The following is a 13,812-nucleotide window of genomic DNA, read 5'->3' on the forward strand; positions in this document are numbered from 1 at the left end:
GGATATCTCGGTGCGGAGCACCGCGTTCTTGCTTTGATCCTGGGCGCCGCGGATCCGGCTTTGCCGGTCCGCCAGCGCCGCCCCATTGAGGGGAAGCGGCCAAAGGCCGCCTGGGGGTGGGGGTTTTTACAAGAAAACGGCCTCGTGTGAGGCCGTTTCGTTTTTCAGGCGCGTTTCGATCGCAGCCCGCCTATCAACTTCCATAGGCCGCCCAGTACGACCGGGACGATGGCGGCGGCCAGGCCTATCAGGACGATGGTGTTCAGGTGTTCGCGCACCAGGGGCAGGTTGCCGAAGAAGTAGCCGGCCAGGACGAGCAAGAGCACCCACAGCAGCGCGCCGATGATGTTGAAGAACTGGAAGCGGGCGACGGTCATGTAGCCGACGCCGGCGACGAAGGGCGCGAAAGTCCGGACCACGGGCAGGAAACGGGCGATGATCAGGGTCTTGCCACCGTGTTTCTCGTAGAAGGCGTGGGTCCTGATCAGGGCCGCGCGGTCCAGGAAACGGATGTTCTGCGAGAAGACGCGGGGACCGATGTAGCGGCCCACGTAGTAGTTGACGGTGTTGCCCGTGACCGCCGCGATGAGCAGCAGCACGATCAGCAGCCCGGGGTGCATGCTGCCGGTGGCGGCGAAGGCGCCGGCGATGAACAGCAGCGAGTCGCCCGGCAGGAAGGGCAGGACGACCAGACCGGTCTCGGCGAAGACGATCAGGAACAGGATGAGGTAGATCCAGGCGCCATAGTGCGCGACCCACACGCCCAGGGTCTGGTCGATATGGATCAACATCTGAAGGAATTCGAGCATGGGAAGCCGGAGGTAAGGGACGAGGAAAAAGGCGAGCGGGCACTATAGCCGACGCAGGGGCTTGCGCGTATGTCAAAGCATGACCGGATCCCTGCTGCCCGGGAGGGGCCACTATAATCCGGCCATGTCCGAACGTCGCCCCATCGCCCAGCTTCCCGACCTCCTGATCAGCCAGATCGCGGCGGGTGAAGTCATCGAACGCCCTGCCTCGGTCCTCAAGGAACTGATGGAGAACGCCATCGACGCCGGGGCGCGCGCGGTCGACGTGCGGCTCGAAGGCGGCGGCATCCGGCGGATCGCCGTCAGCGACGACGGCGGCGGCATTCCCCCCGATGAACTGCCCCTGGCCATCGCCCGCCACGCCACCAGCAAGATCCGGTCGCTGAACGAGCTGGAGTCGGTGGCTTCGATGGGATTCCGCGGCGAAGCCCTGGCCTCGATCGCTTCCGTCGCCCGGCTCACCCTGATTTCGCGCACGGCCAGCGCCGACAACGCCTGGCAATGGGAAGACGGCCAGGTCTCCCCTGCCTCGGGCCCGCCGGGCACGACAGTGGACGTGCGCCAGTTGTTCGACCTGGTGCCGGCCCGGCGCAAGTTCCTGAAATCGGAAGCGACGGAATTCGGCCATTGCGTGGAGGCCTTCCAGCGCATCGCGCTCGCGCACTGCCATATCGCCTTCCGCCTGTTCCACCATGACCGGGCCTACCAGCAGCACCTGCCCGCCGATCCGGTGCGCCGCATCCACGACGTGCTGGGCGCGGAGTTCGGCCAGGGCGGCCTGCCGGTACAGGTCGACGCCGGCGCGATCCGGCTGCATGGCGTCGTCTCGCGCCCCACGGCCTCGCGCGCCCGCGCCGACCGCCAGTACCTGTACGTCAACGGCCGCTTCGTGCGCGACCGCACGGTCAGCCATGCGATGCGCGCCTCCTACGCGGACGTGCTGCACGGCGACCGCCAGCCCGCCTATGTGCTGTTCCTGGACCTGGACCCGGCGGCGGTCGATGTCAACGTGCATCCGGCCAAGCACGAGGTGCGTTTCCGCGAAAGCGGCGCGGTGCATCGCTTCGTGACGCAGACCATCGGCCAGACCCTGGCCCATGCCGCGGGAGCGGCTCCCGGCATGGATGCCGCCGACGCGCCGCCGTCCGACGCGGTCCTGGCCGGCGGCATGCTTCATCCGGCCGCCCCCGGCCACCTCGACGGTCCGGACGCCCTGCCGGCATCTTCGTCCGAACCGGGCTTCGCGCGCCCCGTGGCGCCCGCGCTGGCATCGTCCTCGCAGTTGCCGTTCAGGCTGCAGGATGCCCCGCCCGCCTACCGGCCCGAATCGGGCGCGCGCATCCTCGCCCTGCACGAGCCCCTGGCGCCCGCGCCACTGCCCGCCTCGCCCAGCGCCGCCGGCATGGCCCGGGTCCTGGCCGACGGCCAGCCCCGCCCGCTGCCCAACGGCGCCGAACTGCCGCTGGGCATGGCGATCGCGCAGTTGCACGGGATCTATGTGCTGGCCCAGAACGCGCACGGGCTGGTCGTGATCGACATGCACGCGGCCCACGAACGCATCGTGTACGAGCAGTTGAAGAACGCGCTGGACGCGCGCGAGATGCCGCGGCAGAACCTGCTGGTGCCGGTCGTGTTCCGGGCTTCCGAAAGCGACGTCGCGCTGGTCGAGGAACAACAGGAAGCGCTGTCCGGCCTCGGCTTCGAACTGCGGCCGGCCGGGCCGGCCTCGGTCGCCGTGCGCGCCGTTCCCGCGCCGCTGGCCCAGGCCGACATCGAGACCCTGGCGCGCGAGGTGCTGCGCGATTTCGCCGAGGTGGGCGCGTCGCGCCTGCTGACCGAGCAGCGCAACGAACTGCTGGCGACCATGGCTTGCCATGGCGCGGTGCGCGCCAACCGCCGGCTCAACCATGACGAGATGAACGGCCTGCTGCGGCAGATGGAAGCGACCGAACGCGCCGACCAGTGCAATCACGGCCGCCCGACCTGGGTGCAGCTCAGCGTAGGCGATCTGGACCGCCTGTTCCTGCGCGGGCGCTGAGCCCCTGCCCCGATGACCGACCGCAGCCCCTCCCCCATCCTGTGCCTGATGGGCCCCACCGCCGCCGGCAAGAGCGCGGCCACGCTGGCGCTGGCCGACCGCTGGCCGCTCGAGATCGTCAACGTCGACTCCGCCACCATCTATCGCGGCATGGACATCGGCACGGCCAAGCCCAACCCTGAGGAACGCCGGCGCGTGCCGCAGCACCTGCTGGACATCCGCGATCCGGCTGAAACGTTCTCGGCCGGCCAGTTTCGCGCCGAGACCCTGCGCCTGATCGCGGACATCCGCGGCCGGCGCCGTATTCCGCTGCTGGCCGGCGGCACCATGATGTATTTCAAGGCGCTGCGCGAGGGCCTGGACAACCTGCCGCAGGCGGATGCCGTCCTGCGCGCGCGGTTGAACGCCCGCGCCGCCGATATCGGCTGGCCCGCCATGCACGCCGAACTGGCGCGCCTCGATCCCGCCACCGCCGCGCGACTCTCGCCCAACGACAGCCAGCGCATCCAGCGCGCGCTGGAGATCCATGCGCTGACCGGCCAGCCCATGTCGGCCCTGTTGACCGGCCAGGCCGCGCCCGGCGACACCGGACTGCACTACGTCAATCTCAGCCTGGAGCCCTCGGAACGGGCCGGCCTGCATGCCCGGATCGAGCAGCGCTTCGACGCCATGCTCGAAGCCGGCCTGGTCGACGAGGTGCGCCGCCTGCGGGCGCGCGGCGACCTGGGTCCCGACCTGCCGTCCATACGATGCGTGGGTTATCGCCAGGTCTGGAGCTATCTGGCCGGGGAAACCCACGGCGCCGAGATGCGGGGCCAGGCCATCGCCGCCACCCGGCAACTGGCCAAGCGCCAGATCACCTGGCTGCGCGCGCTGCCCGGCCGGTTGGTGGTGGATTGCCTGGCGCAGGACAGCACGGCGCGCGTGGTCGACGCCGCGGCCGCCATGCTGGACGCGGCGCTCGAAGCCACGGGCGACCCGGACTGACGGCGCACCCGCGCCACGCCACGCCCGCCGCGGCGTGCGCCGGGCCGCCGGCCCTGCTATGCTGGATGCGTGCGCGGCCCGTTGCCGCGCTTTGCGCTTTCGAAGACAAGATTCATGAACAGGTACTGGAGCCGCGTCGCTCAGCAACTGACGCCCTATGTCCCCGGTGAACAGCCGCAGATAGACGGACTCGTCAAACTCAACACGAACGAGAATCCCTATCCACCCTCGCCGCGCGCCCTGGAGGCCATCCGCCAGGCCACCAACGAGACATTGCGCCGCTATCCCGATCCCGACGCCAATGTATTCAAGGCGGCGGTGGCGCGCTTCCACGGCGTGCCGGCCGACCACGTCTTCGTCGGCAACAGCTCGGACGAAGTGCTGGCCCACGTCTTCGTCGGCCTGCTCAAACACGACCTGCCGCTGCTGTTCCCCGACGTCACCTACAGCTTCTACCCTGTCTATTGCGGCCTGTACGGCATCGACTACCTCACCGTGCCGCTGGCCGACGACCTGTCCCTGCGCGTACAGGACTACGGCCAGCCGAACGGCGGAATCATCTTCCCCAACCCGAACGCCCCCACCGGCCGCCTGCTGCCCCTGGCGGACATCGAGACGCTGCTGAAGGCGAATCCGGATTCGGTCGTCGTGGTGGATGAAGCCTACGTCGATTTCGGCGGCACGTCGGCCGTCCCGCTGGTGGCGGCCCATCCCAACCTGCTGGTGGTGCAGACACTGTCGAAGGCGCGCTCGCTGGCGGGCCTGCGGGTCGGCTATGCCATCGGCCAGCCCCACCTGATCGAGGGGCTGGAACGGGTCAAGAGCAGCTTCAACTCCTATCCGCTCGACCGCCTGGCCATGGCCGGCGCGACCGCGGCCATGGAAGACACCGCCTATTTCGACCGTACCCGCCAGGCCGTCATGGCCTCGCGCGCGCGCCTGGTCGGCAAGCTGGAAGAGCTGGGTTTCGAGGTGCTGCCGTCGGCCGCCAACTTCGTCTTCGCCCGCCATCCCGGGCACGATGGCGCCGCCCTGCTGAAGGCGCTGCGCGACCGCAAGGTGCTGGTGCGGCATTTCAAGCAGCCGCGCATCGACCAGTACCTGCGCATCACGGTCGGCACCGACGCCGAATGCGATGCGCTGCTAGGCGCGCTGAAAGAGATAGTGTCCCCCCCTGCGCGCTGACGCGCCAGCGCAGCCCACCCCCTGCGCCCTTCGGGCGCCCCCTCAAGGGGGCGATGCGAGCGGACTGGCAAAGCCAGATCCGCCGCACCCTGGGTCTTTACACCACTTCGGTTTGAGGCGAGCCGGGTTGCTGGTCGACGATTTCGCCCAGGCGGTAGACGGTTTCGCCTTGTTCGCGCAACGTCGCGGCCACGGCGTCGGCTTCGGCGGCGGAAACCACCACCACCATGCCGATGCCGCAGTTGAAGACGCGGTGCATCTCGACGTCGGCCACCTGGCCTTCGCGCTGCAGCCACGTGAACAGCTCGGGCATCTTCCACGCATCGCGATGCAGGCGCGCGGCCAGGCCGGGGCGCAGGATGCGCGGCACGTTGTCCAGCAGGCCGCCGCCCGTGATGTGGGCCAGGCCCTTGATCTCGTGCTTGGCGATGGCCGTCAGCACCTGCTTGACATAGATGCGCGTGGGCGCCATGACGACGTCGCGCAGCGGCTGGCCGTGGAAGTCCTGGTCAGGCGTGGCGCCGGCGCGTTCGATGATCTTGCGCACCAGCGAATAACCGTTGGAGTGCGCCCCGCTGGAGGCCAGGCCCAGCACGGCGTCGCCGGGCTGGATGCGGCTGCCGTCGATGGCCTGCGATTTCTCGACCGCGCCGACCGCGAAGCCCGCCAGGTCGTATTCGCCGTCGGGGTACATGCCGGGCATCTCGGCGGTCTCGCCGCCGATCAGCGCGCAGCCGGCCAGCTCGCAGCCCTGGGCGATGCCGCCGACGACCGTGGCCGCCGTGTCCACCGACAGGCGGCCGCAGGCGAAGTAATCGAGGAAGAACAGCGGCTCGGCGCCCTGCACCAGGATGTCGTTCACGCTCATGGCCACCAGGTCGACGCCGACGGTGTCGTGCTTGTTCCACGAGAACGCCAGGCGCAGCTTGGTGCCCACGCCGTCGGTGCCCGACACCAGCACGGGCTCCCGGTACTTCTTGGGCACCTCGAACAGGGCCCCGAATCCGCCAATGCCGGCCAGCACTCCTTCGCGCATGGTGCGCTTGGCGAGGGGCTTGATGCGCTCGACCAGGGCATCGCCCGCATCGATGTCGACGCCCGCATCGCGGTAGGTTAGAGAGGAAGCGCTGGGTTGTTGTGCGGACATGGGATGGACCGAAAAGTGGATGGGCGCGGGCCCTCGCGGCAAAAAACCAGCCGGGAGCGCCTGAAAGCTATAATTTTACGATGATTGGTATTCCCATGCAGCGGACAGGGATTTACATCGGGCCAACGCCCGGTGGCACCCGCCGCGCCCCGCGTTCCTTTTCTGCCTGCGCAGCCTTGCCCGGCCCGACCTGTCGCCCCCCAACGCCATGATCGTCCGACGCTGCGGGTCTCTTAGCCGCCTCCCATGAAGCAGTTGCTACTCGACGTTCTTGCCGCGCCGGCTCCGTCCCTGGAAAACTATGTCGCGGGCCCCAATATCGAGGCCCTGGCGACCCTGCGCGCCCTGGCACCTGGCCGGGCCGTCTACCTCTGGGGACCGGCCGGGTGCGGCCGCACCCATCTCCTGCGTGCCCTGTCCGATCGGCCCGGCGCGGTCTACCTGGACAGCCACAGCCCCGTCTCGGCCTACCGGCGCACCGCCCAGCCCGACGAGTCCGACGCCCGCCCCGCGCTGATCGCCATCGACGACCTGCACCTCCTGGACGAACCCCGGCTGGCCTGCGTATTCTCGCTGTACAACCGCTGGCGCGAGACGTCGGCCACCGACATCGCCCTGTCGCTGATCGTGGCCGGCGAGCGCGCCCCGGGCCAGCTCGAGATCCGCGAGGACCTGCGCACCCGGCTGGGCTGGGACCTGGTCTTCCGGCTGGAGGTCCTGTCGGACGCCGAAAAGACCGACGCCCTGATCCGCCAGGCCGCCAGCCGCGGGCTGCAGCTCGCGCCCGAGGTGGTGAACTGGATTCTTACCCACTACGAGCGGGACATGCGCCAGCTGTCCGCCCTGCTCGATGCGCTGGACCGCTATTCACTGGCGGCCAAACGTCCGATCACGCTGCCGCTGTTACGCGCCATGTTGGCCGAACAGCCCCAACCGCCCTCCATTCAGTCGTATTCTTCGTTGTCATGATCCCAACCCAAGCGCCGCCCGCCCGCCTCGCCCTGTTCGACCTGGACCACACCCTGCTGCCGCTCGACAGCGACTACCGGTGGGCCGATTTTCTCGCCCGCGCCGGCCACGTCGGCGATCCGGCCACCGCCTGCGCCCGCAACGAGGAGCTGATGCGGCGCTACGACGCCGGCAAGCTGACCGCGGCGGAGTCGGCCGAATTCATGCTGGGCCTCCTGGCCGGCAATACTCCCTACGATCTCGCCCGCTGGCACGAGGACTTCATGGCCCAGGTGATACGCCCGGCCATCTCCGCCCAGGCCATCGCCTTGGTGCGCGAGCACCTGGAGGCGGGCGACCTGTGCGCCATCGCCACCTCGACCAACACCTTCGTGACCGCGCCCATCGCGCGCGCGTTCGGCATACCCGTGCTGCTGGGCACCGAGCCGGAATACACCGCCGGCCGCTACACCGGCCGCATCGACGGCATAGCCTGCTTCCGCGAAGGCAAGGTGGCGCGCGTCAACCAATGGCTGGCCGGGCTCGGCTGGCAACTGTCCGACTTCCGGCAGTCTTTCTTCTATAGCGACTCGATGAACGACGTCCCCCTGCTTGAAGCGGTGACCGACCCGATCGCCGCCAACCCCTCCGCCGCGCTGCGCGAACTGGCGCGCGAACGGGGCTGGCGCATCACGGACCTGTTCGCATGATCAAAAAGCTCATCAGCAAGCTTTTCACCCCCCGCGCGGCGCGCCCCATCCTGAGCGTCAAGCGGCATGCGCCCCTGCGCGTGCCCCAGGCCAAGCACGGCATCGACCGCCGGCTGGTCTCGCGCCATGCGATCAAAGTCTGCGACGTACTGCACGAGAACGGCTTCGAGGCCTACATCGTCGGCGGCGCCGTGCGCGACCTGATCGTGGGCGCCCAGCCCAAGGACTTCGACGTGGCCACCAACGCCACGCCGGAACAGATACAGCCGCTGTTCCGCCGCGCCCGCATCATCGGCCGCCGTTTCCGCCTGGTGCACGTGGTGTTCGGCCAGGAGATCATCGAGACCTCCACCTTCCGCGCCTCGGGGTCGGACGAACAGACCACCGACGAACACGGCCGCATCCTGCGCGACAACGTCTTCGGCACGCTGGAGGAAGACGCCGCGCGGCGGGACTTCACGCTGAACGCGCTGTACTACGACCCGGCCACCGAGATCGTCATCGACTACCACGACGGCGTGGCCGACCTGAAGAAGAAAACCGTCAGCATCATCGGCGACGCGTCCAAGCGCTACCGCGAGGACCCGGTCCGCATGCTGCGCGGCATGCGCTTCGCCGCCAAGCTGGGCTTCACCATCGCCCCGGCCACGCTCTCGCCCATACGCGAGATGGCCCACCTGATCGAGAACGTGCCCGCGTCGCGGCTGTTCGACGAGATGCTGAAGATGCTGACCTGCGGCCACGCGCTGGACTGCCTGCGCCGGCTGCGCGCCGAGGGCCTGCACAAAGGCCTGCTGCCGCTGCTGGACGTGGTGCTGGAACAGCCGGGCGGCGAACGCTTCGTGCAACTGGCCCTGGAGCGCACCGACGTGCGCGTGCGCGGCGGCAAATCGGTCAGCCCCAGCTTCCTGTTCGCCGCGCTGCTGTGGCAGCAGGTCAACCATCGCTGGCAGCAGTACCGCGCGGACGGCGAGCTGCCCATGCCCGCCCTGGGCATGGCCGTGGACTCCGTGCTTGACGACCAGACCGAGAAACTGGCCATCCAGCGCCGCTTCGTCTCCGACATGCGCGAGATCTGGTTCATGCAGCCGCGCTTCGAACGGCGGCAGAGCAAGGGCGCCTGGCGCATGCTCGAACAGCCGCGCTTCCGCGCCGCCTGCGATTTCCTTCAATTGCGCGCGGCCGCCGGCGAGGTCGACAGCACCCTGGCGCAATGGTGGATGGACCTGGCCGACGCCAACGATTCGGCGCGCGCCGACATGCTGGAAGAACTGGCCCGCCAGCCGCGCGCGGCCGCTGACGCGCCGGCCCGCAAGCGCCGCCGCCGCAGTGGCCGGTCGCGCCAGGAAGGCCCGGCCGGCAGCGGCCCGGAAGGCGGCACGCCGGAAGCCGGATGAACACCCCCGCGTGGCGGATGGCCTGGGTGGGACTGGGCGCCAACCTGGGCGATCCGGCGGCCACGCTGCGCGAGGCGCTGGCCGCGCTGGCCGCCCATCCCCAGGTGCGGCAGGACGCGCTGTCGCGCTTCTACCGCACCGCGCCGGTCGACTCCAGCGGCCCGGACTACGTCAACGCCGTCGTGCGCCTGCGCACCACGCTGCCCCCGCTGGAGTTGCTGGACCTGCTCCAGGACATCGAACGGCGCCACGGCCGCGAACGCCCCTACCGCAATGCCCCGCGCACGCTGGACCTGGACCTGCTGGCCTACGATGGCCAGCGCCTGGATACCCCGCGGCTGATCCTGCCCCATCCCCGCATGCACCAGCGCGCTTTCGTGCTGCGCCCCCTGTCGGACATCGATCCGGACATGGCGCTGCCGCAGGGGCGGGTGGACCGCCTGCTGAGAGCCTGCGCGGACCAGACGGTCTTGCCGTTGGACTAGGCCGTATTTCCTTGTTACGCGCGGCCGCCCGCCCGCGGCCACCGCCGGCGGGCGGCACGCGCTATCCTGGAGCCTGGGGCAATCAACCGCGTCTCCGCCATGAACCCGACCCCGATCTTCCCGCTCAGCCGGGCCCTCTATCCCGAGGGCGTGCTGCACCTTCGCATCTTCGAGATCCGCTACCTCGACATGATCAAGCAGTGCATCGCCGACCAGACCTCGTTCGGCGTCGTGCCGCTCTTGGCCGGCCACGAAGTCCGCACGCCCGAAGGCAAGGAAATCCTGGCCGACTTCGGCACCATGGCCAGGATCGAACAGTGGGATGCGCCCATGCCGGGCCTGCTGCAACTGCGCTGCGTGGGCACGACACGTTTTCGCCTGGTCTCCAGCGAACAGCGCAAGTACGGCCTCTGGACCGGACAGGTCGAGCCGCTGGCCGACGACCCCGTGCTCCCCATCCCGGATTTCCTGCAGCCCGCGGCCAATACGCTGGGCCGCCTGATCGCCGATATCCAGCAGCGCCAGGCTCCAGGCGCCGACCTGCCCATCGCGCCCCCTTTCCGGCTGGACGAATGCGGATGGGTAGCGAATCGCTGGGCGGAAATGCTGCCGCTGTTGCCGCCGCAACAACGGCACCTGCTGGCCGACGACGATCCTGAAAGCCGCCTGGACCAGATCCAGGACATCCTGAAGCGACGCGGGCTGCTGGCCGGCTAGTGTGCGGGCCCCCGGGGACTCAGCCCGCCACGACGTCCATCGCGGGCTCGATGCCCCGCCTGCGCATCGCCGCCTCCAACCCGGCGCGCACCCGCGGCCATTCCTCGTCGAGGATGCTGTACATGGCCGAATGCCGCCTGCGCCCGTCGGGCATGATGCGATCGTTGCGCAGGATGCCTTCCAGCCGGGCGCCCAGCCGTTCGATGGCGCGGCGGGACTGCTGGTTCAGTTCGTCGGTCTGCAACTGTACGCGCTGGCAGCCCAGCCCTTCGAACGCGTGGCGCAGCATCAGGTACTTGGCCTCGGTGTTGACGAAGGTCCGCTGCCACGAACCGCCTATCCAGGTGTAGCCGATCTCCAGCTTGCGATGCGCGGGCTCGATGCGGCAATAGCGGGTCGCGCCGACCACCCGGCCATCCTCGCGCAAGGTGGTGGCGAAGGGCATGGACTCGCCTATGCCGCGGGCGTGCAGCGCGGCCTCGATGTAGGCCTCGGCCACGGCCGGCTCGGCGGGGATCTGGGTATAGATGGTGCGCCACGCGTCCTGGTCCCGCGCCGCCGCCACCAGCGCCGCGGCATCCTCGCGCGCCAGGGGCCGCAGCACGACCAGGTTGCCGATCAATGAGTACCGCGACATCGCCCTGCCCGCCTTTGCGTGAACCGTGGACCTCGCATTGTAGACAGGTGCCCCGCCCGAGCGGTCATTCCGCGGCCAGCCTGTCGAGCAGGTCGATGAGCCGCTGCGTGGCGGGCGTGAGCGGCCCATGGGGGTAGGTGATGCCGAGCTGGCGTGTCATGGTCGTCTCCTTCAGCGGGACCTCTCGCAGCATGCCCCGCGTCTTCGGGTGCTCCAGCGTCAATCGCGACAGGAAACACAGCAGGTCCGTGGAGCCGATCAGGTCGTGGATGGACGGCAGGGAGTTGGTTTCGATGTGCGGCGTGGGCTTGGGCAGGCCGCGCGCCGCGAAGGCGCTGTCCAGCCATTTCCGGCTGGACACGGGCGGCGTGGGCAATATCCAGTGGTAGCCCTCGAGGTCGCGCAGGCGAAGCGCGCGCAATTCGAAGATGGGGTGCTCCTGGCGCGCGGCGACCACCACGGTATCGTCGATGAAGCCGCGACAGGCGAACTCGCTGTCGTTCTCGATCACGCCCACGATCATGTCCAGGCGCTCTTCGCGTATCTGCTCCTTCAGGAAGTAGCTGGTCCCGATCATGATTTCCAGCGATACCTTGGGCAGGTGCCGCAGCGCCAGGTTACAGAGCCTGGGCAGCAGATAGTCGGCGGTGATGGGGCCGCAGCCCACGCGCACCTTGCCCGCCGAGCCCGCCACGAAATCCTTCATGTCGCTCAGGGTGCGGTCGTTGGTCTCGCGGATTTTCTTCGCCCGCAGGTAGAACTCCTTGCCGACCGCGGTCAGCGCCAGGCCCCGGCCCTTGCGCTCGAACAAATCCGCGCCCAGCTCTTCCTCCAGCCGCTGCACGCACTTGGTCAGCGCCGGCTGGCTGCGGTGCAGGGCCTCGGACGCCTGGCCCAGGTGGCCCAGTTCGGCGATGACCTCGAAGTAGCGAAGATCCCGGATCTCGATGTTCAAACCATTCCCCGCAGGAATCGATCCATCAAAATTATCGAATAGATATTCATATTACGCTCGGATGTAATGGCGCGAAAGCTCAGCCCGAGCCGCATCGAGAAGCGCCCCATGCCCCCTACCGTTTTCGTCACCGACACCACCCTGAGCCCGGCCGGACGGCGGGTCCTCGATCAGGCGGGGTGCCGCGTCCTGTTCATGACCCGCGCCGGCAGCGTCGAGGAAGTCGAGGCCGTGCTGGCGCGCGAATCCGTGGACGCGGTGATATCGCGCACCGTCGATCTGCCGGCCGGCGCGATCGCGGCCTGCCCCACGCTGAAGGTCGTGTCCAAGCATGGCGTGGGTGTGAGCAACATCGACGTGCCGGCCTGCACGTCACGCGGCATCCCGGTGATGGTGACGCCCGGCGCCAATGCCCGGTCGGTGGCCGAACTGGCGCTGGGCCTGATGCTGGCGGCCGCGCGCGGCATCGCGCACATGGACGCCGAGATGCGCGCCGGGCGCTGGACCCGGCTGCGGACCGGCATCGAGTTGCGCGGCCGGACCCTGGGCCTGGTCGGATACGGGCAGGTCGCCCGCCTGGTCGCCGCCTACGGGTCGGCCCTGGGCATGCGCGTGCTGGCCTACGACCCGCATGTCCGGCCGGCACCGGGGGACGCCACCGAAATGCGATCCGATCTGGAAGGACTCCTGCGGGCATCGGACGTGCTCAGCCTGCATGTTCCGCTGACCCCGGCGACGCGCGCCCTCATCGGCGCCGAGCAACTGGCCCTGCTTCCCGAGGGCGCGATCCTGGTCAACACGGCGCGCGGCGAAGTCGTGGACGAGACGGCCCTGGCGGACGTGCTGGTCCACGGCCGCCTGCACGCCGCCGGCCTGGACACCCTGGCCGTCGAACCGATGACGCGGGACAACCCGCTGCGGCGCCTGCCCAACGTGGTGCTGACGCCCCACGTCGGCGCCTCGACCCAGGCGGCGCTGGCCGCCATGGCGCAGGGCGCGGCACGCAACGTCCTGGACTACCTCAGCCGGGGCATCCTGCCCGAGGGCTGCGTCGTGAACATCGACGATCTGTCGAACATCCACCAAGGAGACAAGCATGTCCGGCAATAAGACCTGGCCGCCCGGCTACGGCATCGAGGAAATGCCGCGCCACCTGGACCCGGAGCTGATCGCCCGCTTTTCCGGCGTTCCGGTCGCCGTGGCCGGCGACTGCATGGGACGCTCGCTGGGCGCCATGGGCCTGAAGGCCTATCACGAGAACCTGCGCCTGGGCCTCTGCGGTCCCGCGCTGACCGTGCAGGTGCGCCCCGGCGACAACCTGATGATCCACAAGGCCCTGATGATGGCCCGGCCCGGCGACATCATCGTGGTCGACGGCGGCGGCGACCTGACCCAGGCCTTGATCGGCGGCCTGATGCGCACGACTGCCCTGGCCCGCCGGATCGGCGGCTTCGTCATCGACGGCGCCATCCGCGACCTGGTCGAGTGGGCGGACGGACGCCTGCCCGTGTATGCCCGGGGACATACCCATCGCGGTCCCAGCAAGGAAGGCCCGGGCCGCATTAACGTCCCCATCGCCTGCGCCGGCCTGTCGGTCCTGCCCGGCGACCTGGTCATGGGCGACGCCGACGGGGTCATCAGTGTTCCCGCCCACGAAGTGGAGGCGCTGCTGCCTCGCGTGCAGGCGCATCTGCGGCGCGAAGAGGCCATCCGGCACGCCAACGAGCATGGCACCTCGGATCCCGAACGATTCGACGCCGTCCTGCGAGCCAAGGGCCTGCCCGTGTAGCGCCGGCC

14 protein-coding genes are annotated in these 13,812 nt (G+C 69.2%); 10 read left to right on the top strand and 4 right to left on the bottom strand.

What is annotated here, in order from left to right:
• Window positions 1-164: 164 nt before the first annotated feature.
• Entirely contained in the window at window positions 165-809 is a 645-nt protein-coding gene (locus tag AC1Q6E_RS08340; protein WP_152796463.1) for a VTT domain-containing protein, read from the bottom strand.
• A gap of 124 nt (window positions 810-933) precedes the next feature.
• Here AC1Q6E_RS08340 and mutL point away from each other — a divergent pair, with 124 nt between their 5' ends.
• From mutL to hisC, 3 genes are all read left to right on the top strand, one after another.
• Complete coding sequence (gene mutL / locus AC1Q6E_RS08345) at window positions 934-2,847, top strand: DNA mismatch repair endonuclease MutL (protein ID WP_492572549.1); 1,914 nt, start codon at window positions 934-936, stop codon at window positions 2,845-2,847.
• Window positions 2,848-2,859: 12 nt separating this feature from the next.
• Complete coding sequence (gene miaA / locus AC1Q6E_RS08350) at window positions 2,860-3,834, top strand: tRNA (adenosine(37)-N6)-dimethylallyltransferase MiaA (protein WP_492572550.1); 975 nt, start codon at window positions 2,860-2,862, stop codon at window positions 3,832-3,834.
• Between the two features lie 114 nt (window positions 3,835-3,948).
• Window positions 3,949-5,019 (top strand): histidinol-phosphate transaminase, encoded by a 1,071-nt coding sequence (hisC, locus tag AC1Q6E_RS08355; RefSeq protein WP_152796469.1) that lies wholly within the window; start codon window positions 3,949-3,951, stop codon window positions 5,017-5,019.
• 97 nt (window positions 5,020-5,116) lie between these two features.
• Here hisC and purM read toward each other — a convergent pair whose 3' ends face one another.
• Entirely contained in the window at window positions 5,117-6,166 is a 1,050-nt protein-coding gene (gene purM / locus AC1Q6E_RS08360; protein WP_152796471.1) for a phosphoribosylformylglycinamidine cyclo-ligase, read from the bottom strand.
• Window positions 6,167-6,412: 246 nt separating this feature from the next.
• Between purM and hda the strand changes: the two genes are divergently transcribed.
• The 5 genes from hda (at window position 6,413) to AC1Q6E_RS08385 (ending at window position 10,423) form a co-directional block, all read left to right on the top strand.
• Entirely contained in the window at window positions 6,413-7,135 is a 723-nt protein-coding gene (hda, locus tag AC1Q6E_RS08365; protein WP_152796473.1) for a DnaA regulatory inactivator Hda, read from the top strand.
• Complete coding sequence (locus AC1Q6E_RS08370; protein ID WP_152796475.1) at window positions 7,132-7,824, top strand: HAD family hydrolase; 693 nt, start codon at window positions 7,132-7,134, stop codon at window positions 7,822-7,824. The genes hda and AC1Q6E_RS08370 overlap by 4 nt, the downstream gene beginning before the upstream one ends.
• Window positions 7,821-9,221 carry a polynucleotide adenylyltransferase PcnB gene (pcnB, locus tag AC1Q6E_RS08375; protein ID WP_492572551.1) on the top strand — a complete coding sequence of 467 codons (1,401 nt, stop codon included), beginning with the start codon at window positions 7,821-7,823 and terminating at the stop codon, window positions 9,219-9,221. The genes AC1Q6E_RS08370 and pcnB overlap by 4 nt, the downstream gene beginning before the upstream one ends.
• Window positions 9,218-9,706 carry a 2-amino-4-hydroxy-6-hydroxymethyldihydropteridine diphosphokinase gene (gene folK, locus AC1Q6E_RS08380; protein ID WP_296557756.1) on the top strand — a complete coding sequence of 163 codons (489 nt, stop codon included), beginning with the start codon at window positions 9,218-9,220 and terminating at the stop codon, window positions 9,704-9,706. Before pcnB ends, folK begins: the two co-directional genes overlap by 4 nt.
• Before the next feature lie 99 nt (window positions 9,707-9,805).
• The gene (locus tag AC1Q6E_RS08385; protein ID WP_492572552.1) at window positions 9,806-10,423 is read left to right on the top strand and encodes an LON peptidase substrate-binding domain-containing protein; all 618 of its coding nucleotides are present in this window, start codon (window positions 9,806-9,808) and stop codon (window positions 10,421-10,423) included.
• Between the two features lie 19 nt (window positions 10,424-10,442).
• On the opposite strand, the gene AC1Q6E_RS08390 is transcribed toward AC1Q6E_RS08385, so the two are convergent.
• The gene (locus AC1Q6E_RS08390; protein WP_296557753.1) at window positions 10,443-11,060 is read right to left on the bottom strand and encodes a GNAT family N-acetyltransferase; all 618 of its coding nucleotides are present in this window, start codon (window positions 11,058-11,060) and stop codon (window positions 10,443-10,445) included.
• 64 nt (window positions 11,061-11,124) lie between these two features.
• Window positions 11,125-12,015 (bottom strand): LysR family transcriptional regulator, encoded by an 891-nt coding sequence (locus AC1Q6E_RS08395; protein ID WP_296557751.1) that lies wholly within the window; start codon window positions 12,013-12,015, stop codon window positions 11,125-11,127.
• Window positions 12,016-12,123: 108 nt separating this feature from the next.
• Between AC1Q6E_RS08395 and AC1Q6E_RS08400 the strand changes: the two genes are divergently transcribed.
• Together AC1Q6E_RS08400 and AC1Q6E_RS08405 are read left to right on the top strand one after the other, a co-directional pair.
• Window positions 12,124-13,125, top strand: coding sequence for an NAD(P)-dependent oxidoreductase (locus AC1Q6E_RS08400; protein ID WP_492572553.1), 1,002 nt, complete (start codon window positions 12,124-12,126; stop codon window positions 13,123-13,125).
• Entirely contained in the window at window positions 13,112-13,804 is a 693-nt protein-coding gene (locus AC1Q6E_RS08405) for an RraA family protein (protein ID WP_152796488.1), read from the top strand. The genes AC1Q6E_RS08400 and AC1Q6E_RS08405 overlap by 14 nt, the downstream gene beginning before the upstream one ends.
• The last annotated feature ends 8 nt before the right edge of the window (window positions 13,805-13,812 follow it).

The sequence above is a fragment of the Pigmentiphaga sp. MLSB6-MA01 genome, assembly GCF_058793475.1.